The organism is Streptomyces sp. NPDC002144 (genome assembly GCF_053593695.1).
The window spans coordinates 42,563-62,273 of the sequence record NZ_JBSFDB010000027.1 but is presented as its reverse complement, the minus strand read 5'-3'; the positions used below and the strand labels follow the sequence as shown (position 1 = coordinate 62,273).

Annotated in this window: 20 protein-coding genes; 4 read left to right on the top strand and 16 right to left on the bottom strand. The window is 72.0% G+C overall.

Annotation, left to right across the window (positions count from 1 at the left end):
- Positions 1–15: 15 nt before the first annotated feature.
- From ACWCQ1_RS33645 to fabG, 4 genes are read right to left on the bottom strand one after another with little or no spacing between them, the layout of a single operon-like run.
- Positions 16–1,224, bottom strand: coding sequence for an acetyl-CoA acetyltransferase (locus ACWCQ1_RS33645; RefSeq protein WP_133048084.1), 1,209 nt, complete (start codon positions 1,222–1,224; stop codon positions 16–18).
- Positions 1,221–2,660 (bottom strand): OB-fold domain-containing protein, encoded by a 1,440-nt coding sequence (locus ACWCQ1_RS33640; RefSeq protein ID WP_133048085.1) that lies wholly within the window; start codon positions 2,658–2,660, stop codon positions 1,221–1,223. Before ACWCQ1_RS33640 ends, ACWCQ1_RS33645 begins: the two co-directional genes overlap by 4 nt.
- A 1-nt stretch (position 2,661) precedes the next feature.
- A complete protein-coding gene (locus tag ACWCQ1_RS33635; RefSeq protein ID WP_133048086.1) occupies positions 2,662–3,891 on the bottom strand; it encodes an acetyl-CoA C-acetyltransferase in 1,230 nt (409 codons plus the stop codon).
- Between the two features lie 33 nt (positions 3,892–3,924).
- Positions 3,925–4,671: a 3-oxoacyl-ACP reductase FabG gene (gene fabG, locus ACWCQ1_RS33630; RefSeq protein WP_358597191.1), complete on the bottom strand. Its 747-nt coding sequence runs from the start codon at positions 4,669–4,671 to the stop codon at positions 3,925–3,927.
- Positions 4,672–4,795: 124 nt separating this feature from the next.
- Here fabG and ACWCQ1_RS33625 point away from each other — a divergent pair, with 124 nt between their 5' ends.
- Positions 4,796–6,022, top strand: coding sequence for an acyl-CoA dehydrogenase family protein (locus ACWCQ1_RS33625; protein ID WP_358597188.1), 1,227 nt, complete (start codon positions 4,796–4,798; stop codon positions 6,020–6,022).
- On the opposite strand, the gene ACWCQ1_RS33620 is transcribed toward ACWCQ1_RS33625, so the two are convergent.
- Positions 6,009–6,581 carry a DUF2889 domain-containing protein gene (locus ACWCQ1_RS33620; protein ID WP_133048089.1) on the bottom strand — a complete coding sequence of 191 codons (573 nt, stop codon included), beginning with the start codon at positions 6,579–6,581 and terminating at the stop codon, positions 6,009–6,011. The two genes, ACWCQ1_RS33625 and ACWCQ1_RS33620, sit on opposite strands and share 14 nt — an antisense overlap.
- Positions 6,578–7,405, bottom strand: coding sequence for an enoyl-CoA hydratase-related protein (locus ACWCQ1_RS33615; protein WP_133048090.1), 828 nt, complete (start codon positions 7,403–7,405; stop codon positions 6,578–6,580). Before ACWCQ1_RS33615 ends, ACWCQ1_RS33620 begins: the two co-directional genes overlap by 4 nt.
- 169 nt (positions 7,406–7,574) lie before the next feature.
- Here ACWCQ1_RS33615 and ACWCQ1_RS33610 point away from each other — a divergent pair, with 169 nt between their 5' ends.
- Both ACWCQ1_RS33610 and ACWCQ1_RS33605 read left to right on the top strand, forming a co-directional pair.
- The gene (locus tag ACWCQ1_RS33610) at positions 7,575–8,378 is read left to right on the top strand and encodes a FadR/GntR family transcriptional regulator (RefSeq protein ID WP_358597184.1); all 804 of its coding nucleotides are present in this window, start codon (positions 7,575–7,577) and stop codon (positions 8,376–8,378) included.
- A gap of 126 nt (positions 8,379–8,504) precedes the next feature.
- Positions 8,505–9,686 carry an amidohydrolase family protein gene (locus tag ACWCQ1_RS33605; protein ID WP_133048092.1) on the top strand — a complete coding sequence of 394 codons (1,182 nt, stop codon included), beginning with the start codon at positions 8,505–8,507 and terminating at the stop codon, positions 9,684–9,686.
- 50 nt (positions 9,687–9,736) lie between these two features.
- Here ACWCQ1_RS33605 and ACWCQ1_RS33600 read toward each other — a convergent pair whose 3' ends face one another.
- The 6 genes from ACWCQ1_RS33600 to ACWCQ1_RS33575 are packed head-to-tail and all read right to left on the bottom strand — an operon-like array spanning position 9,737 to position 14,610.
- Positions 9,737–10,834, bottom strand: coding sequence for a serine hydrolase domain-containing protein (locus tag ACWCQ1_RS33600; RefSeq protein WP_451028083.1), 1,098 nt, complete (start codon positions 10,832–10,834; stop codon positions 9,737–9,739).
- Positions 10,827–12,317 carry a class I adenylate-forming enzyme family protein gene (locus ACWCQ1_RS33595; RefSeq protein ID WP_358597180.1) on the bottom strand — a complete coding sequence of 497 codons (1,491 nt, stop codon included), beginning with the start codon at positions 12,315–12,317 and terminating at the stop codon, positions 10,827–10,829. The genes ACWCQ1_RS33600 and ACWCQ1_RS33595 overlap by 8 nt, the downstream gene beginning before the upstream one ends.
- Positions 12,318–12,321: 4 nt before the next feature.
- Entirely contained in the window at positions 12,322–12,744 is a 423-nt protein-coding gene (locus ACWCQ1_RS33590) for a MaoC family dehydratase (RefSeq protein ID WP_451028082.1), read from the bottom strand.
- The gene (locus tag ACWCQ1_RS33585) at positions 12,741–13,193 is read right to left on the bottom strand and encodes an FAS1-like dehydratase domain-containing protein (protein ID WP_358597174.1); all 453 of its coding nucleotides are present in this window, start codon (positions 13,191–13,193) and stop codon (positions 12,741–12,743) included. Before ACWCQ1_RS33585 ends, ACWCQ1_RS33590 begins: the two co-directional genes overlap by 4 nt.
- An 18-nt stretch (positions 13,194–13,211) precedes the next feature.
- The gene (locus ACWCQ1_RS33580) at positions 13,212–14,060 is read right to left on the bottom strand and encodes an enoyl-CoA hydratase-related protein (protein WP_133048096.1); all 849 of its coding nucleotides are present in this window, start codon (positions 14,058–14,060) and stop codon (positions 13,212–13,214) included.
- 4 nt (positions 14,061–14,064) lie between these two features.
- Entirely contained in the window at positions 14,065–14,610 is a 546-nt protein-coding gene (locus tag ACWCQ1_RS33575; protein WP_358597171.1) for a PaaI family thioesterase, read from the bottom strand.
- A gap of 145 nt (positions 14,611–14,755) precedes the next feature.
- Here ACWCQ1_RS33575 and ACWCQ1_RS33570 point away from each other — a divergent pair, with 145 nt between their 5' ends.
- Positions 14,756–15,952 carry a CaiB/BaiF CoA transferase family protein gene (locus ACWCQ1_RS33570; RefSeq protein ID WP_358597168.1) on the top strand — a complete coding sequence of 399 codons (1,197 nt, stop codon included), beginning with the start codon at positions 14,756–14,758 and terminating at the stop codon, positions 15,950–15,952.
- 151 nt (positions 15,953–16,103) lie between these two features.
- Here ACWCQ1_RS33570 and ACWCQ1_RS33565 read toward each other — a convergent pair whose 3' ends face one another.
- Genes ACWCQ1_RS33565 through ACWCQ1_RS33550 form a run of 4 tightly spaced genes read right to left on the bottom strand, consistent with a single transcriptional unit; the run spans position 16,104 to position 19,692 of the window.
- The gene (locus ACWCQ1_RS33565) at positions 16,104–16,859 is read right to left on the bottom strand and encodes an SDR family NAD(P)-dependent oxidoreductase (RefSeq protein WP_358597165.1); all 756 of its coding nucleotides are present in this window, start codon (positions 16,857–16,859) and stop codon (positions 16,104–16,106) included.
- On the bottom strand, positions 16,859–17,371 hold the full coding sequence (locus ACWCQ1_RS33560) for a nuclear transport factor 2 family protein (RefSeq protein WP_358597162.1): 513 nt from the start codon (positions 17,369–17,371) through the stop codon (positions 16,859–16,861). The genes ACWCQ1_RS33565 and ACWCQ1_RS33560 overlap by 1 nt, the downstream gene beginning before the upstream one ends.
- The gene (locus tag ACWCQ1_RS33555; protein WP_358597159.1) at positions 17,368–18,546 is read right to left on the bottom strand and encodes an acyl-CoA dehydrogenase family protein; all 1,179 of its coding nucleotides are present in this window, start codon (positions 18,544–18,546) and stop codon (positions 17,368–17,370) included. Before ACWCQ1_RS33555 ends, ACWCQ1_RS33560 begins: the two co-directional genes overlap by 4 nt.
- Before the next feature lie 27 nt (positions 18,547–18,573).
- Complete coding sequence (locus ACWCQ1_RS33550) at positions 18,574–19,692, bottom strand: acyl-CoA dehydrogenase family protein (protein WP_451028081.1); 1,119 nt, start codon at positions 19,690–19,692, stop codon at positions 18,574–18,576.
- Positions 19,693–19,711 lie beyond the last annotated feature (19 nt).

Genomic DNA, 19,711 nt, shown 5'->3' with positions numbered 1-19,711 from the left:
CCCGAACCGCCTTTCCTACTCGGTGAGTTCACTGCCGACGATGGACACGAAGGAGACGCATTCGCCGGGCCCGCCGCCCAGGTTGTGGGTGAGGGCCAGCGAGCGCCCGCTTGCCACGGACGGCACCGTGCGCTCCGGGGGTGCCTCGCCCCGCAGTTGCAGCCACGCCTCGAACATCATCCGCAGGCCGGAGGCGCCGATGGGGTGGCCGAAGGCCTTGAGACCGCCGTCCGGGTTGACCGGCAGCGAGCCGTCGAGGTCGAACGCCCCGTCGCTGACGTCCTTCCAGGCCTGTCCGCGTGCGGAGAAGCCGAGGTCCTCCATCAGGACCAGCTCCGTGGGCGTGAAGCAGTCGTGGACCTCGGCGAGCGCGAGTTCGGTGCGCGGGTCGCTCACGCCCGCCTGCCGGTAGGCCTCCTGGGCGGAGGCGACGACCTCGGGGAAGGTGGTGAAGTCGTACTCCGGGTCGAGGAGCCCGTCCGCGGGGCCGGCGACGAAGGACAGCGCCTTCACGAAGACGGGCTTGTCGGTGTAGCGGTAGGCGTCCTCGGCCCGTACGACGATCGCCGCCGCCGAGCCGTCCGAGACGCCGGAGCAGTCGAACACGCCGAGCATGCCCGCCACGATCGGGGCCGAGCGGATGCGGTCCAGCGGCACCTCCTTGCGGAACTGCGCGCGGGGGTTGCGGGCGCCGTTGACGTGGTTCTTCCAGGCGATGCGGGTGATGACGTCCTTCAACTCCTCTTCCGCGAGGCCGTACTTGGCGGCATAGGCGGGGGCGAGGAGGGAGAAGTTGGCGGGGGCGGTGATCTCGCCGCGGCTGTCGTCGCCCGCGCCCGGGATCGCGGTCCCGGACAGCCCGGACATGCCGGAGTCCTTGAGCTTCTCCACGCCGACCGCCATGGCCACGTCGTAGGCGCCGGAGGCGACGGCGTAGCAGGCGCCCCGCAGAGCCTCCGAGCCGGTGGCGCACATGTTCTCGACGCGGGTGACGGGCTTGTTCGGCAGGCGCAGGGCGCGGCTGAGGGTCAGGCCGGAGACACCGGAGGCCTGGGTGCCGAACCAGAACGCGTCGATGTCGTCGAGAGTGACGCCGGCCGAGGTCACCGCCTCCCCCACCGCGTCGACCAGCAGGTCGTCGGCCGACCGGGTCCAGTGCTCGCCGAAGGGCGTGCAGCCCATGCCGACGATCGCGACCCGGTCCCGGATTCCGTGTGAGCTCATCCCTGTGTCTCCTCGGTCTCGCCGGTGCGCACCGGGCGGGCCTTCCAGAAGTAGTTGTGGATGCCGGATGCCGTGACCGTGCGCCGGAAGGTCATCTCCACCCGGGCGCCGATGACGGCGTCGGCCTCGGTGGCGTCGGTGAGCTGGCAGCGGAAGCGTCCGCCGCCGTCGTAGTCGACGACCACGACGAGCATCGGCGGGCTGGGCGTGTGGGCCAGCCGGTCGACGGTGAACGTGGCGACCGTGCCGCGTACGTGCTCCATCGGCTCGTCGGCCATGGCGTCGACGCTGTGGCAGCCGGTGCACACCCGGTCCGGCGGGAGATGCCGGGTGCCGCACTTCTCGCAACGGGCCGCGACGAAGCCGTACTTCCAGGCGGTGCGGCGGTGCGCGGGCGGGGCGTAGGGCGGCTCGGGGTCCGGGCGGCGGGGCGGTTCGCGGTCGAGCAGGCCGCGCCAGGAGAGGTAGGTGGCGTACGGCATCGGGGCGCTGCCCGCGGCGATCTGCGCGGCGACCGGGCGGGCGCTGCGGTGCACCGGCAGCGCGTCGGTGGTGCGCAGCAGCAGGACTCCGGCGCCGTCGCCGAGCACGACGAGGGCGATGACCTCGCCGGGCGCCGCGCGGTCGAGGACGTCGGCGAGGAGCAGGCCGGGCTGGGCGGTGCCGGCGTTGCCGATGGCGTCGGTGAGGTCCGGAACCACCGCCTCGGGACGGGTGCCGGCGCTCCGCCGTACCGTCGCGCAGGCTCGCGCGTGCAGGCCGGAGACGACGAGATGGTCGACGGCGCCCCGGTCCAGTCCGGCCTGGTCGAGGGCGGCGCTCAGGGCCTTGTCGGCGAGGGACACGTAGATCTCCTCGGCGAAGCGTTCCTCCCAGACGCGGGAGGCGGGGGCGCCCGGCAGCCGCCAGCGGTCGAGGAGTTCGTCGCTGACGGTGTCGTGGGCCAGCAGCTCCGCGATGACCGGCGCCCCGTTGCGGTGGCCGCCGAAGACGAACGCCGCCGCGCCGTCGCCGCCCAGGACCTCCTCGCCGCCGCCGGGCAGGCCGGTGCGCAGGTCGGACAGGACGGCCAGGGTGGGGATCGGGGAGCGGGCGGCGGTGACCAGCGCGCCGAGGCCGGAGCGGACCGAACCCGCCATGTCGGCGGCGAGGACGTGCTCGTCGAGGCGGAGCGCGGCGTGCACGGCGGTCGCGTTGGTCTTGTCGAGGTAGGCGGGCGCCGCGGTGGCGAGGAAGAGCTGGCCGATGCGGGCGCGCAGCCCGTCGCGGGCCAGGGCGGTGCGGGCCGCCTCGACGGCCATGGACGTGGTGTCCTCGTCGTAGCCCGCGACCGCGCGGGTGCCGCGTCCGGGCGCCGTCCCGAGGGCGGCGGCGACATCGGCGCGGGCCAGGCGGTGGTACGGCACATGGGCGCCGTAAGCGATCAGTCCGGCCATGTCAGCGTCCTCCAGTGGCGTTGCCGGTGCGTTCGAAGATGGCTGCCAGGCCCTGGCCGCCGCCGAGGCACATGGTCTCCAGGCCGTAGCGGGCCTGGCGGCGGTCGAGTTCGCGCAGCAGGGTGGCGAGGATGCGGCCGCCGGTGGCGCCGACGGGGTGGCCCAGCGAGATGCCGGAGCCGTTGACGTTCAGCCGCTCGAAGTCGGCCTCGGTGAGGGCCCATTCGCGGGTGCAGGCGAGGACCTGCGCGGCGAAGGCCTCGTTGAGTTCGATCAGGTCCATGTCGGCGAGCTTCAGACCGGCACGCTCCAGGGCCCGGGCCGTGGCGGGCACGGGTCCGATGCCCATCGTCTCGGGCGGTACGCCGACGACGGCCCAGGAGACCAGGCGGCCCAGCGGGCGCAGGCCGAGTTCGGCGGCGCGTTCGGGGTGGGTGACCACGCAGAGCGCGGCGCCGTCGTTCTGGCCGCTGGCGTTGCCGGCCGTGACGGTGGCCTCCGGGTCCTGGCGGCCGAGCACCGGTCGCAGCCCGCCGAGCTTCTCCAGCGAGGAGTCGGCGCGCGGGTGTTCGTCGGTGTCGACCACCGTCGCGCCCCGCCGGGTCCGCACGGCGACCGGCACGATCTCGTCGGCGAACCGGCCCTCCCGCTGGGCGGCGACGGCCTTCTGGTGCGAGCGCAGGGCCAGTTCGTCCTGTTCCTCGCGCGGGATGCCGTACTCGCGGCGCAGGTTCTCGGCGGTCTCCAGCATCCCCCCGGGGACGGGGTGGTTGACGCCGCCGGAGGTGACCCGGCCCCGGGCCAGCCGGTCGTGCAGGGTGGTGCCCGCACCGCGCACCCCCCAGCGGACGTCGGTGGTGTAGAACTCGGCCCGGCTCATGGACTCGACGCCCCCGGCGAGCACGAGGTCGCTCGCGCCCGTCTGCACCTGCATCGCGGCGGTGATGACCGCCTGCAGTCCGGAGCCGCAGCGGCGGTCGACCTGGAGCCCGGGCACCTCCACGGGGAGTCCGGCGTCCAGTGCCGCCACGCGGCCGATGGCGGGGGCCTCGCCGTTGGGGTAGCACTGGCCGAGGAGCACGTCGTCGACGGCCGTGGGCGGGATTCCGGTGCGGTCCAGCAGGGCCCGGACGACGGTGGCGGCGAGCTCGGCCGCGGTGACGTCGCGGAAGGCTCCGCCGTAGCCGCCGACCGGGGTCCGGATCGGTTCGCAGATCACCGCGTCACGCATCGGTCATGCCTTTCGTCAGCGGGTTCGGCGGGCTCACATGTACCGGCCACCGGTCACCTCGACCACGGCCCCGGTGATGTAGCTCGCCATGTCGGAGGCGAGGAAGAGGACGGTCTGGGCGACCTCGGCGGGTTCGCCCGCGCGGCCCAGGGGGATCTCGGCGAGCTTCGCGTCCCAGGCGGCCCGGGGCATCGCCTCGGTCATGGCGGTACGGATCAGGCCGGGCTGTACGGCGTTGACGCGCACGCCCGCCTTCGCGAGCTCCTTGGCGGACGCCTTGGTCAGGCCGACCAGGCCGGCCTTGGCGGCGCTGTAGTTGGTCTGGCCGAAGTTGCCGACCTTGCCGGCGATGGAGGAGATGTTGACGATGCTGCCGCCCCGCCCGTGCGCGCGCATGGCCTCGGCGGCGTGCCGGGTGCCGTTCCAGGCGCCGGTGAGGTGGACGTCGAGGACGGCGCGGAAGTCGGCGAGGGGCATCTTGCGCAGGGTCGCGTCCCGGGTGATGCCGGCGTTGTTGACCATGACGCCGAGCGGGCCGAAGGTGTCGGCGCAGTGCGCCACGAGGGCGGCGACCTCGTCCTCGTCGGTGACGTCGCAGCGCAGCGAGGTGGCGGCCACGCCCTGGTCGGCGAGGCGTTTCGCGGCGTCGGCCGCGGCGCCCTCGTCGATGTCGCCGAGGACGACGCTCGCGCCCGCGCCGCCGAGGACGCCGGCGATCTCGAAGCCGATGCCCTGTGCGCCGCCGGTGATCACCGCGTTCCGGCCGTCCAGCAGTCCCATGTCAGCCCGCTTCCGACTCGAACCTCTTCACTTCACTTCCGCGTTAAATAGATAACCTATTATGCTGAAACAATCAATACAGCGATCAGCTGTGCGGGCGGCGCCGGACGAGGAGTGCACGCAGGTGGACATCAGCTATCCCCCGGAGACGGAGACCTTCCGCGCGGAGGTCAGGGCCTTCCTCGACGCGTCGCTGCCGGCCGGCTGGAGCGGCATCGGCGCCCTGGACGAGGAGGCCGCCTGGGCCTTCGCCCGAACCTGGCGCCGGCGGCTCGTCGAGCGCGGCCATCTCTCCCTGACCTGGCCTGAGGAGTACGGCGGCCGTGGCCTGTCCAAGCTGCACCAGGTCGTCCTGATGGAGGAACTCGCCCGGGCGGGGGTGCCGTTCGGGCTGCCGCAGGACACCTTCGGCGTGAAGATGCTGGCGAACACGCTGCTGCGCTGGGGCACCGAGGAGCAGAAGAGCCGTTTCCTGCCCCGCATCCTCAGCGGCGAGGACACCTGGTGCCAGGGGTACTCCGAGCCCGGCGCGGGCTCCGATCTGGCCTCCCTCAAGACCCGGGCCGTACGCGACGGCGACGAGTGGGTGATCGACGGCCAGAAGGTGTGGACCTCCGGCGCCCACCACAGCGACTGGATCTTCGTCCTGGCGCGGACGAACCCCGAGGCCCCCAAACACCGGGGCATCTCCTTCCTGCTGGTCCCGCTCGACCAGCCCGGCGTCGAGGTACGGCCGTTCCGCATGATGAGCGGGCAGCTGCACTTCAACGAGGTCTTCTTCGACGGCGCCCGCACCCGCGCCGACCTCGTGATCGGCGGCGTCGACAACGGCTGGACGGTCGCCCAGAGCCTGCTGGGCGTGGAGCGCGGGGAGGAGGCGGCGACCAACCCGATCCTGTTCCGGGCCGAGGTGGAACGCCTCGTGGAGCTCGCGCGACAGTACGGCAAGGACCGGGACCCGGTCGTCCGGCAGCGGATCGCCTGGTGCTGGTCCAAGGTCGAGATCATGCGCTGCCTCGGCTACCGGATCCTGACCGGCTGGCTCAAGGGGGCTCAGCCGGGTCCCGAGTCCTCGATCGCCAAGCTGTACTGGAGCGAGTACCACACCGAGGTCACCGATCTGGCGATGGACATCATGGGCATGCACGGACAGGTGCCGGCCGGCCGGCCGCCCCTGCGGACGTACCGCACGGACGACCCCGGCGCGGCGAACTCCTCCGCGTCCTGGTCGACGACGTATCTGATCGCCCGCTCCGGCACGATCTACGCGGGCACCTCGCAGGTGCAGCGCAACATCCTCGCGGAGAAGGTGCTGGGGCTGCCGCGCGAGCCCCGGCTCACGAGTCCCTAGACGCCTCGAAGACGCCGAGCTCCGGGACCGGGCGCGGACCGGGGCCCGGCGTCCAGCCCGCCTCGATCTTGCGCAGGCCCACACCGTCCGGCGCCCAGACGTGGCAGCTGTTCAGCACCCAGGCGGTGGCGCGCGGATCGTGCGAGGCCGGGCCGCCCGCGCGGTTGCGGGCCGAGATGGCGGCCTGGACGACGGCCGGCCCGAGCGCGCGGGTCAGTTCGTACAGGTGGGTGCAGCCGGACACGCCCCGGAACCGCTCCTGGATGGCCCGGTTGTAGCCGCCGGCCACGCTGAGCCCGACCAGAGATTCGAAGGCGGGCGCGATCCGCGGGCACTCGGCGTGCGGGAAGTCCTTCATGCCGGCCTCGGCCGCCACGACCACCATGTCCGCGAGCCGCACCCGCACCGCCAGCACCATACGGTGGACGGTGCCGCCCGGCGGCCGCTCCCAGGGGCGCTCGTCGCGCAGTTCCGCCTCGACCGAGATCTCACCCACGCCCTCCTCGAAGGCGGTGACAGTGATCGTGCGGCGGTGCAACGGCAGTTCGGTCCGGGTCATGACGAGGTCCCCTCCAGCTGCGACGCGTCCTCCCCCAGCGCCGGGAAGGCCGGTGGGCGGCGCTCGATGAAGCTGAGCACGCCCTCCCGGTAGTCCGGGGCGCGCTTGGCCACCGCCAGCAGCTGCGCCGCCCTCTCGCTGCTCTCGGCGAAGGTCCGCGCCTGGTCGTCGGCGAGCTGCCGCTTGATGAGGGACATCGCGTAGGGGCTCGCCGAGCGGGCCAGCCCGGTGGCGTAGGCGAGGGCCTCGGGGAGCAGGTCGTCGGGCTCGACCAGGCGGTTGACCAAGCCCATCGCCAGGGCCTCCGTTCCGGTGATCCGGCGCGAGGACAGCAGCAGGTCGGCGGCGTTGCCGTGCCCCACGAGCCGGGGCAGGATCCAGGACACCCCGTCCTCGGCCACCAGTCCGCGGGCGCTGAAGGCGGCGGCGAACTTGGCCTGCGGCACGGCGAACCGGACGTCGCACATCACCGCCTGGTTGAACCCGATGCCCGCGCAGGCACCGTTGACGGCCGCCACCACGGGCTTGGGGAATGTCATGGGGCGGGTGCGCGGGGGCAGCTGTCCGGTGGGCCAGGGCCGGGCGCCGGAGGAGGCCCCGTCCAGCACGCTCATGTCCATCCCGGGACAGAAGCTGCGTCCGGCGCCGGTCAGCACCACGGCCCGCACCCGCGGGTCCGTCTCCGCCCGGTCGAACAGCTCGTTGTAGAGCAGTTCCATCTCCAGCGTCCAGGCGTTGTGCCGCTCCGGCCGGTTCAGGGTGAGGATCATGACCCCGTCGTCGGTGAGTTCGGTGAGGATCACCGGGGTCGCCTGCTCGGTCATCGAGGTCACTCCCACGGGCCGGAGACGTTTAATAGATAGATGAATCATCTATATCTCAGGGAGTGGCGTCGGCGCCAGACCGGGTCGCGCACGGACATGATCAACCATCTCTTGACCTGGTACCCTCGATGCACTAAGACGATTCATTTTGCTATATGAGGAGCCCACCGTGGCCGAGGCAGCACGCGCAAGTGAAACGGCGGCCGTGCCCGCCCCCGCCCGCAGCCGCGTCGGACGTCAGGTGCGGGTACCGAAGACCGCCGAACTGGTCGCCGCGCACCTGCGCCGCCAGATCGTCCGGGGCGAACTGAAGCCGGGGGACGCGCTGCCGCCCGAGTCGGGACTGATGGAGCAGTTCGGCATCTCACGGCCGACCCTGCGCGAGGCCTTCCGCGTCCTGGAGTCGGAGTCCCTGATCACGGTGCGCCGCGGCGCCCACGGCGGCGCCCGGGTGAGCGCGCCCGACGCGGACGTCGCAGCCCGCTTCGCCGGCCTGATCCTCGAGTACCGCGGCGCCACACTGGGCGACCTCTACCGCGCGGCGGCGCTCATCGAGCCGCCCTGCGCCCGCCAGCTCGCCGCGAAGCACACCGCGGCCGACATCGACCGGCTGCGGGAGGCGGTGGCCGCCGAGAAGGCGGTCCTGGACGACCCGCTGGCCCTGGTCGAGGCGCAGGACGCCTTCCACGCCCTGCTGGTCGAGCTCACCGGCAACCAGACCCTGATCCTGCTGTGCGGCATGGTGCGCAACATCATCGACCGGGCCAACGCCTCCTACACCGCGGCCGCCACGGACGCCGAGACCCAGAAGGCGCAGGCCCTCAAGGGCCACCGGGCACACGTGCGGCTCACCGGCCTGATCGAGTCCGGCAAGGCGGACGAGGCGGAGAAGCTCTGGCAGCGGCACATCTCCAGCGCGGACGACGTGGTGAACGCCGCCGGACCCAAGACGGTGCTGGAGCTCATCGACTGATCCGCCGGGCCACCCCGACGAGCCCGTCCGGGAGAACCCCTTGCCTCCGAGAAACAGTTAGATAATTATAGAAGGAGCACTGAATACGCTGCATTGAACTGAACCTGGGGTCCGGAGGCGACGGCCATGGCCGAACACCGCAAGCGCATCTTCGACTGCGACCAGCACATGTACGAGGAGCGGGACTCCTTCACCCGCTACCTTCCCAAGGAGTTCCTCGGCGCGGCGGTCGCACCGGTGACCCTGCCGGACGGGCGGGAGGTGATCCTCGCCGGGGACCGCATCGTCGTGTGCCTGGAGCCCGAGTTCGGGCAGGTCTACCGTCCCGGCTCGCTGAAGGAGATGCTCAAGGCGATGGCCTCGGGCAATCCGGAGGAGACGTACCAGTTCGAGCCGATGCACGAGTCGTACCAGAACCGTGAGTCACGGCTGCGGGTCATGGACGAGCAGGGCCTGGATCAGACGATCATGTATCCGGGCGGCTGGGCGCTGGTGGCCGAGGAGTACGTCAAGGGCGTCGAGCCGCTCTACGCCAACTACCACTCGTTCAACCGCTACATGAACGAGGTGTGGGGCTTCGACCACCAGGGCCGCATCTACGCCCCGGCCCTGCTCTCCCTGCGCGATCTGCCCAGCGCGGTCAAGGAGCTGGAGTACGTCCTGGAGCAGGGCGCCCGCTTCATCCTGCTGCCCACCGGACCGGTCTACGGCCGCTCGCCGGGCGACCCGTACTTCGACCCGTTCTGGAAGCTGGTCAACGAGGCCAAGGCGAGCGTCTGCTACCACATCAGCGAGTTCTACTACAACTCGCAGGTCGCCCCCTCCTGGGGCTTCGACCCGAACCCGATCCACTTCCGGATGTCGGCCTGGCAGTGGCAGAACACCTACGGCCAGCGTCCCATCGAGGAGACACTGTCCGCGCTGATCTTCGACAACCTCTTCGGGCGCTTCCCGGACATCAACATCCTGGTCTCCGAGTTCGGCTCGGAGTGGGTGCCCCACTTCGTGCGCCACATGGACAAGAGCCGGGGCATGGGCCGCAACGGCCCCTGGGTCGGCGGGCAGCTGGACGAGCGCCCCAGCCAGGTCTTCCGCAAGCACGTCCGGGTGGTGCCCTACCCGGAGGACGACATCGTGGACGTCGTCCGGCGGCTGGGCTACCACGAGTCCATCGTCATGGGCTCCGACTTCCCGCACGCCGAGGGCCTCGCCGCCCCGGCCGACTTCCGCAAGCTGATCGCGGAGCTGGACGAGTCCGCGCAGGACGACATCATGTTCAACAACGCCCAGCAGCTGATCAGCCGCTGAACCTCGCTGGACCCCGCCTGGCGGCGGGCCCGGCCGGTAGGACAAGGACCCTAACCGACCAGGCCCGCCGCCAGGTTCGCGATGTCGTCGAGCAGGGCGGTGCCGTGCGGGGAGTGGTCGTAGCCGGCGAGCGGGTAGCCGTTGCACAGGCAGGCGAAGGACAGGTCCGACTCCGGGTCCATGAAGCCGAGTTGGTAGGCGGCTCCGGCGCTGCCGAAGAGCGCGGGCGAGCCGGCCGACGGCAGGTTGCTGCCGGCGTCGGGACCGGCCACGGTGACGAACAGCCCCATGCTCGTACGACGTCCTCCGCCGCCCCCGTAGATCCGCTCCCCGTGAGGGTGGCCGGTGAACCGGATGCGGATGCCCTCCGCGACCGCCTCCGGCTTCCACAGGCCGGAGTGGAAGAGCGCCTGGAAGTACAGGGCCACGTCGGCGGCGGTGGCGACCAGGGCGTGACTGGGCTCTCCGGCCGCCAGGACCTTCGGGTCGGACAGGTACCACGGCCCCCAGGGGTCGGGCTCCTGCGTGTCGTCCGTGCGGTCGGTGGCGAGCATCGGGGCCACGGAGCCCGGCTGCCGGTCCACGGGCACGCCGAGCTCGATCGACGACAACCCCAGCGGCTCCACGATCCGTTCACGCAGGTAGTCCGCGAAGGCCAGACCCGTACGCCGTTCGACGATCTCGGCGATCAGCCAGGCGGAGGAGGTGAGATGGAACTGGAAGCGGGTGCCGGGCGGGTAGTCGAGCCGCCAGCGTCCGAAGGCGGCCAGCCGCTGCTCCCGGTCCACCGCCTTGGAGAGTCCGAGGGGCGCGAAGGGGAACCCGGCGGTGTGCGTGAGCACCTGCTCGACGGTCACCGCCTCCTTCCCGTTGGGCGCGAACTCCGGGATGATCGCGGCCACTTGTTCACCGACGTCCAGGAGCCCGTCGCCGATCAGCTTCCACACCGCACCGGCGACGACCGACCGTCCGACGGACTGCAGGACGTAGCGGGTGCCGGGGTGGGCGTCGCCGTAGGTCTCGAAGGCCACCAGCCGCCCCTCGTGGGCGACGGCGACCTGCGCGGACGGCAGGGGGCCGTGCTCGACCTCCCGCCGGATCCGGTCCAGCAGGGTGTCGAGGCGGCTCGGGTCGACGGGCTCAGGCATGGGGTTCTCCTTCGTACGGCTCCCGCAGGTCACGACGTACGACCTTGCCGTTGGCGTTGCGCGGCAGGTCGTCCACGAACCACCAGCGCACCGGGACCTTGAACCCGGACAGCCGGGCCCGGGTATGGCTTCTGAGCGCCGCCGGTTCGGGCGGGGCGCCGGGGTCGGACGGCACGACGAAGGCGACGACCGTCTGACCGAGCCGCTCGTCGGGTACGCCGGTCACCGCCGCGTCCGCCACACCGGGATGCGCGGACAGGACCGTCTCGACCTCCAGCGGATGGACGTTCTCGCCGCCCCGGATGATCATGTCGGTGCGGCGGCCGAGGAGGTAGAGGTAGCCGTCGTCCGCGATCCGGCCCAGGTCGCCGCTGTGCAGCCAGCCCTCGGCGTCGACGCGGAAGAAATGGCCGGCGCGGGCGTGGATCTCGCCGACACCGTCCGGTCCGGCGCGGTCGACCCTCACCTCGACGCCGGGGGCGGCCCTGCCGACCGAACGCAGCAACTCGGCGCGGCCCGCCACCGCGTCCCGGTGGTCCTCGGGAGTGAGCACGCTGATCGGCGAACCCTCCGTCTGTCCGAACATGTTGAGCATGCGGACGCCGGGCATCGCCTCGTACGTCCGCCGCAGGGTGCCGGGACGCACGGGCGCGCCCCCGTACTGGAGGGTCCGCAGGCTCGGGTGGCGTGCCTCGCCCGCGGCCAGCAGCGTCTCCAGCATCGCCGGGACCATGCTGGTGTGGGTGGTGCCGAGGTCTCGCAGCAGGGTCCAGCCCCCGACGCTGAAGCGGGGCAGGCCGGTGATCAGCGCGCCGGCGGCGAGGGCGACGGCGATGTTGCCGAGGCCCGCGATGTGGTGGAAGGGGGCGCTGCCGCCGTAGAAGCTGTCGGGGTCCAGCCCGCACAGCCGCCCGTTGACCCGGGCCCGGGCGGCCAGCCGCCGCTGGGTCATCGGGACGGGCTTGGGCAGGCCGGTGGTGCCGGAGGTGTGGAGTACGGCGGCGAGTTGATCGGGCTCGGCCGCCAACGACCGTGCTCTGCCGCTCAGTTCGGGCACCATGGCGACCCGTCGGCCGGACAGCTCGGCGACCTGTCCGGCGAGGTCGGCGAACTCGGGCTGCGCCAGCAGCGTCCGGGCCGGCATCCCCTTGACCACGGCGGCGATCTCGTGCGCGGTCATACGGACACCGAGCGGCGCGAGCGGATGCCCGCAACCGGCCCCGCCGATCACCAGCGCGAGGGCATCGGCGGAGGTGGCGACCAGCGCCGGGAGGGGGGTGCCGGGCTCCGGAGCGAGCGAGTCCAGCCAGTCGGCCGCTCCCCCGGCCCGATCGAGAAGCTCGCGGCCGCTCCAGACCAGGTCACCGAACCGGACGGCGGGGCGATCATGGTCGTAGGCACGGCTCACCATGGCGGTCCAGGTGGCCTCCTGCCCGGACTGCCGCACGGTGGCCGTCTGCCCGGACCGCTGCGCGGTGGTCACCGGATCAGGGGTCCAGGCGGGCCGTCGCGGTGCCGGTGACCACCTCGACGCCGTCCTGGTTGACCGTGCGCAGGGAGAAGCGGGCGACCGGGGCGTCCGGTGCGTCCTCGATCGACTCGACGGTGGCCGTGGCGGTCAGGGTGTCGCCGGGCCAGACCTGCGCCTTGAAGCGCACGCCGTAGCGCAGCAGCGACTCGGGGCCGACCCAGTCGGTCAGGACCCGGCCGGTCATGCCCATCGTGAGCATGCCGTGGGCGAAGACACCGGGGTATCCGGCCGCCTCGACGGCGAACCGCTCGTCGGTGTGCAGGGGGTTGAAGTCCCCGGAGGCGCCCGCGTACTGCACGATCCGGGTCCGCTTCAGGTCCTCGACGAGGACGCTCTCCCGCGTCTCGCCGACCTTGATGTCACTGCTGCTCAGGCTCATCGGTCATCCTTCGGGGTGGCGGGGCCCTCGGGCACGACGGCCACGGTCACGGCGCTGACCACCGGTTGCCCGTCGGCGTCCCGGTACTCGGTGACACGCTCGCTGAACAGCAGCCGGCCGCTGCGGCCCTGCTTCTCCCAGCTGCGCCCCGGGACGGTGTGCGCGTACAGCGTCTCGCCGGCGCGCACCGGGCGGTGGTACTCGAAGTGCTGCTCGGCGTGGAGTCCGCCGCCGCCCTCGGCCATCACACCGGGTCCGCCGCCGGAGCCGAACCACTCCTGGTCCGCTTTGGGCCGCAGGTGGTAGCCGGGGTCGTAGTGCGCGCTCGCCATGGTGAAGGTGGGCGGAGCGAGGGCCGACTCGCCCTGGTACGCGGGGTGTTCGTCGCCGATGGCGCGGGCGAACATCATGATGTGCCCGGCCTCGACGGGGAACGGCTGCCCTGTCATCCTCGAAAACCTCCTCGGTCAGTACGGCAGGAACGCGTCGCGGGTGGCCTCGTCCGGGTCGAAGTCCGGCGGCAGGCCCTCGAACTTCGGCTCCCGCTTCTCCATGAAGCTCGCCACGCCCTCCCGGAAGTCGGGCGAGCCCGCGAAGAACTCCATGGCGGAGTAGGAACGGGCCAGTGCGTCGGTGAAAGTGCGGTCCAGGTCGCCGTACACCTGGTGGCGTACGACGGCCATGGCGCGCGGGGAGCAGTTGCGGGCGATGTCCCGGGCGTAGGCGCGGGCGGCCTCCAGCAGGTCCTCGGGTTCGACGACCCGGCTGACGAGGCCGAGGGCCTTGGCCTCGTCGGCGTCGAAGACCCGGCCGGACAGCAGCAGGTCGAGCGCGTTCTCCAGGCCGATGACGCGCGGCAGCACGTACGGCAGGTTGTACTCGCCGGCCAGACCGCGCCGGGTGAAGGCGGTGGTGAAACGGGCCCCGCGGGCGGCGAAGCGGACGTCGCAGATCAAGGCCTGTACCAGTCCGATGCCCGCACAGGCGCCGTTGACGGCGGCGATCATCGGCTTGGGCAGGGTGCGCCTGCTGTACATGGGGACACGGGCCTGGAGGTTGAGGGACTGGCCCGGCTGGGCGTTCTGTTCCAGGCGCTGTACGTCCATGCCGGGACAGAAGGCCTTGCCCGCGCCGGTGACGATCACGACCCGGACGGCCGGGTCCTGGGCGGCCTCGTCGAGGAGCGCGAAGAAGCGGCGCTCCATGGGGATGCTCCAGGCGTTCCTGCGCTCGGGCCGGTTGAGGGTCACGGTGGCGACACCGTCCTCGTCGACCTCGTACAGCACCAGGTCGTCCTGGCCGGGCTCCTCGGTCATGCGGTCACTCCTCCGTCAGGGAGTCGATGGGGGCGAGGTGGTCGAGGGAATCGAGGGGATCGGAGGGATCGAGGGGATCGATCGGGTCGCCGACGCCGGGCCGCTCCCCGGAGATGCTCACCACCACCTGGCCCCGCGCGCACAGGCGCCCGTCGGCCAGCACGTCGACGTCCGCGAAGTGCAGCCTGCGGCCGCGCCGCACGCAGCGCGCGTGGGCTACGGCCTCCTGGCCGCGGGCGGGGGCGAGGTACTGCACGGACATCGTGACGGTGCTGAGCCGGCTCCCGTGGGTGAAGTCGTGTCCGGCGATGACGGCTCCGGCGCCGGCGGTGTCGATGAGCGCCGAGATGACCCCGCCGTGGAAGACGTCCTCGTGGGCGGAGAGGGATTCGGCGTAGGGCAGCACGATCTCCACGGCCTCCGCGTCCCAGCGGGTCACCCGGATGCGGCAGTGCCGGTTGAAGGCGACCCCGCGCTCCCAGCGGGCCCGGAACCACACCCGGCGTTCGCGCTGTTCCTGTTCGGTGAGGGTCCTCGCCGCGACGGTCATCAGCACGCCCTCCGGTCCCGGCCGGTCGGCCGATCCATATAGTTACATGATTTGGATATTTGAGCAATCAAGCGGGTATCACTTCAACCGCCAGATGTATTATTTATATAACTCATTGACTGTCTGTGAACAGAGGGGGACCTCGATGCCGTCGACCGCCCTGGCCGGGATCCGCGTCCTGGACCTGTCCCGCGTCCTCGCCGCTCCCCTGGCCACCCAGTTGCTGGCCGACCTGGGCGCCGAGGTGATCAAGGTCGAGCGCCCCGGTACGGGTGACGACTCCCGTACGTACGGGCCCCCGTTCGCCCCCGGCACGGACACCGCCGCCTTCTACCTCTCCTGCAACCGCAACAAGCGGTCGGTCACCGTCAACCACGCCACCGCCGAGGGGCAGGAGGTGATCCGTGCCCTCGCCGCCCGGTCGGACGTGCTGGTCGAGAACTTCCGCACGGGCACGCTGGCGAAGTACGGCCTCGACGCGGAGAGCCTGCGGGAGCTGAACCCCCGGCTCGTCTACCTCTCGGTGACGGGCTTCGGCCAGACCGGTCCGTACGCCTCACGCCCGGGCTACGACGGCATCTTCCAGGCCATGTCGGGGATGATGAGCGTCTCCGGGCACCCCGACGAACCGATGAAGGTCGGCGTCAGCATGGTCGACATCCTCACCGGCCTGTACGCCGCGACGGCCGTGCTGGCGGCCCTGCGGCACCGGGACGTCACGGGCGAGGGCCAGTTCATCGACCTCTCCCTGCTGGACTGCGGACTGGCCTCGCTCTCCCACTTCGCGATGAACTACCTGGTCTCCGGTGAGGTACCGGCCCGGCGCGGCAACGGCGGCTACGGCGGCATCCCCTCCCAGGCGTTCCAGTGCGCGGACAAGCCGCTCTTCCTGGTGGCCGGCAACGACAAGCAGTTCGCCGCCTTCTGCGCGGCGGCCGACCGCACCGATCTGCTCCAGGACCCCCGGTTCGCCACCACGTCCGCGCGCATCGCCCACCGCGAGGAGATCCTGCCGGTGCTGGAGGCGGTCATGCGCACCCGGGCCCGGGACGAGTGGCTGGCCGTGCTCGACGAACACGACGTCCCCGCGGGGCCGTACAACGAGATGCCCGAGGTCTTCGCCGATCCGCAGATACGGCACCGGGAGATGCTGGTCGAGGTCGAGGACCCGGTGTCGGGGCGGCTGCCGCTGCTCGCCAACCCGATCCGGTTCTCGGCGACACCGGTCGAGGGGTACGCCCCGCCACCGGCGTTGGGCGAGCACACCGCCGAAGTGCTGGCGAAGGTTGCGGGATTGACGGAGGATCAGATCCACGGGTTGCGCGGCCGGGGCGTCGTCTGACGCGCCGCCCCCAGGGCCTGTTGCGAAGGTACCGCCTGCCCCGCGACGCCCGGCACGCTCCCCCACGCTCGAACCACCTCGCGCGGGGGGACCCCCCGTGACGCCGCAGGGCCCGCCCTCCGGGCGGACGGCGGGACTTTCGCAACAGGCCCTAGCCGATCAGGGTCCGGCCGCCCTCCAGCATCAGCGTGGCACCGGTCAGATAGGCCATGTCGTCGCTGACCAGCGCGGCCACCGCCCGCCCGATGTCCATCTCCGGATCGCCCATCCGGCCCAGCGGGATGCCGGCCACCACCTGCTCGGCCTTCTCCGGATGGGCGTCGAAGTACTCCTGGGCCGCCGGGCTCAGCGCGGCCGGGCAGACGACGTTCACCCGGATCCCGTACGGGCCCCACTCCCGCGCGGCGACGCGGCTCAGCCCCCGGATGGCCTCCTTGGCCATCGCGTAGGACGCGAACCCCGCCTCGCCCAGCACCGCGGCCGACGAACCGAGGTTGACGACGCTGCCGCGGACCTCCTTCAGATGCGGCAGCGCCGCCCGCATCGCGTGAAAGGCCGCCAACGGGCCGCTTCGGTAGGCGAGTTCGACGTCGTCGTACGACGTCTGCTCCAGACGGCGCTGTACGGAGCTCTGCGCGTTGTTGACGAGCACGTCGAGGCCGCCGAACTCACGGACCGTCTCCGCCACCATGCGCTCGACGTCGGCCCGTTCCCCCACGTCCCCGACGACGGTGTGCACCCGCCCGCCACGCTCGGCGATCACCCGCGCGGTGTCCTCGAGTCTGCCCTCGGTCCGGCCCGTGATCACCACGGCCGCCCCCTCGGCCGCCAGCGCGAGCGCGATGCCCCGGCCCACGCCCTGTCCGCCGCCGGTGACCAGGGCGGTCCTCCCCGCCAGCCGCCGCATCACGACTCCTTCCAGAAGGGTCTCCAGGAGGGGAAGGCGTCCGGCAGCGCCGGTTCCCCGGCGCCCTCCCAGCCGGCGAATCCCACCTGCTGCGGGCGCTCGGTCACGTCGGCCGCGTACCAGTGCTGCTCGCGGCGCCGGGAGAAGTACCACTCGCCGTCCACGCGGGCGTAGTCGTCGAGGTAGCGGATCGCCATGACGATCCACCGCTCCCCCACCTCGTGCTCGGCGCGGCAGTAGACCGAGCCGGTGGCCGTGTCGCGGCCGGTGAACTCGATCCGGTGGCCGCAGACCTGGTGGACGGACCGGCGAAAGCCCCGGACGAGGGGCTCGATGTACGTCCGCAGCGCCTCCCGCCCGTGGCCGTGGCGCCCCATGTCCACGTCGGGCCGGAAGCAGCCGGTCCAGGCGTCGAGGTCGCGGGCGTCCACGGCGAGCGCGTACCGCACGGGCAGTTGCTGGATGGCGAGGTGGGACTCGACGCGGTCGAGACGGTCCTCGATCGGCGTCATGGCCGCGGCTCCTTCGGCAGGCCCAGGATCTGCTCGCCGATGATGTTGCGCTGGATCTCGCTGGACCCGCCGTAGATCGTCTCCGCCAGGGACAGCAGGAAGGAACGCTGCCGGGTGTCCAGGCCGTAGTCCGCGCCGACGATCTGTCCGGCCGGGCCCGCCAACTCCTGTGCCAGGTGGCCGAGTCGCTGGTGCCGGGTCGACGCGTACAGCTTGGCCGTGGTGGCCTGGGCGCCCGGGGTGCGGCCCGCGGTGAGTTCGGCGAGGGTGCGCAGGTTGGTGGTGCGCATGACGCGCACGGAGATCCAGGCGTCGACGATGCGGCGGCGCAGCATCGGGTCGCCGAGCGCGCCGCGTTCCCGGGCCAGCTCGATCAGCGACTCGGCCTCCCGCTCGAAGGTGAGCTGCTGGGGCAGGAGCGTGGTGCCGCGTTCGATGCCGAGCGTGGCCATCGCGGTGCGCCAGCCCTGGCCGACCTCGCCGACGACCATGCCGGCGCCGGTGCGCGCGTCGGAGAGGAACACCTCGGCGAACTCGTCCTGGCCCGCGAGGTTGCGGATGGGGCGGATCTCCACCCCGGGCTGGTCGGTGGGCAGGAGCAGCATGGTCAGCCCCTTGTGCCGGACGGAGTCCGGATCGGTGCGGGCGAGGACGTAGAGCCAGTCGGCGTGCATGCCGAAGGACGTCCACACCTTCTGGCCGCTCACCACCCACGTCTCGCCGTCCCGCTCGGCGCGGGTGCGCACCGAGGCCAGGTCGGAGCCGGCGCCGGGTTCGCTGAAGCCCTGGCCCCACAGTTCCTCGACGGCGAGGATCGGCGGCAGGAACCGCTTCTTCTGCTCCTCGCCGCCCACCTTGAGCAGCATGGGGCCGAGCAGGTCGAGAGCGTTGCCGGTGGCGCGGTAGGGGGCGTTCGCGCGGGCGTACTCGTACTCGAAGACGATCTCCTCGAGGAGTCCGAGCCCTCTGCCGCCGTACTCCCGCGGCCAGCCCACGCCCAGCCACCCACCGGCGGACAGTTCGCGGTCCCAGGCCAGGCGGACCTCCCAGGCCGCACCGTCGGTGGGGCCGCCGACGCCCCGGTGCTCGGCGAACTCCCCCACCAGGTGGTCCGCCAGCCAGTCGCGCAGTTCCTCGCGGAAGTCACGCACGGCGGGTCCGAAGTCCAGCTCCATGTCCGCTTCTCCCTTCTCCTGGAGATCTCAGATGCCGAGCCGGGCGGCCAGCAGCTCCCGGTGGTACGACGGTGTGCCGAGCAGCACCTCGGAGCTCTTGGCGCGCTTGAAGTACAGGTGCGCGGGGTGCTCCCAGGTGAAGCCGATGCCGCCGTGGACCTGGATGCTGTCGCCGGCCACCTTGGTGAACACCTCCGAGCAGAAGGCCTGCGCCAGGGCGGCGGCGACGGCGGTCTCCGTGTCGTCTCCGGCGTCCAGCGCCCACAGCCCGGCGTACGCGGCCGAGCGGGCGGACTCGATCTCCACCAGCATGTCGGCGCACTTGTGCTTGATCCCCTGGAAGGAGCCGATGGGCCGCCCGTACTGCACCCGGATGCGCGCGTAGTCCACGGCGGCGTCGAGCGCGGCGGCCGCTCCCCCGACCTGTTCGGCGGCGAGCAGGACCGAGGCCGTGGCGAGGGTGCGTTCGAGAACGGGCCACGCCGTGCCCTCGGCACCGATCAGCCGGGCCGGGGTGTCGGCGAACTCCAGTCGGGCCTGTTTGCGGGTCTGGTCGAGGGTGGGGAGAACGGTGCGGGTGAGGCCGGCCGCGTCGGCGCCGACCGCGAAGAGGCTGACGCCCGCGGGAGTGCGGGCGGCGACCAGGAGCAGGTCGGCGAGCAGGCCGTCGGGGACGTAGGTCTTGGCGCCGGCCAGCCGCCAGCCGCCGGGGGTGTCGTGGGCGGTGAGGCGGATGCCGGGCTCGTCCCAGCGGCCGGTGTCCTCGGTGAGCGCCAGGGTGGCGATCGTCGCGCCGGAGGCGATGCCCGGCAGCAGGTCGGCCCGTGCCCGGTCGTCGGCGCAGCGCAGCAGCGTCTCGGCGGCCAGGGCGACGGTGGCGAAGTACGGCTCGCACAGCAGCGCGCGGCCCGCCTCCTCGAAGACGACGCCGAGTTCGACATAGCCGAAGCCCGAGCCGCCGTACTCCTCCGGTACGGCGAGCCCCTGCAGGCCCAGCTCGCCTGCCATCCGCCGCCAGACGACGGCGTCGTGGCCGCGCGGGTCGGCGGACAGCCGGCGCACGGCCGCCTCGTCGGAGTACTTGGCCAGGAAGGACCGTACGACCGTGCGCAGTTCGTCCTGTTCCTGGCTGAAGGTGAGATCCATGCCGGGCTTCCCGTCCTCG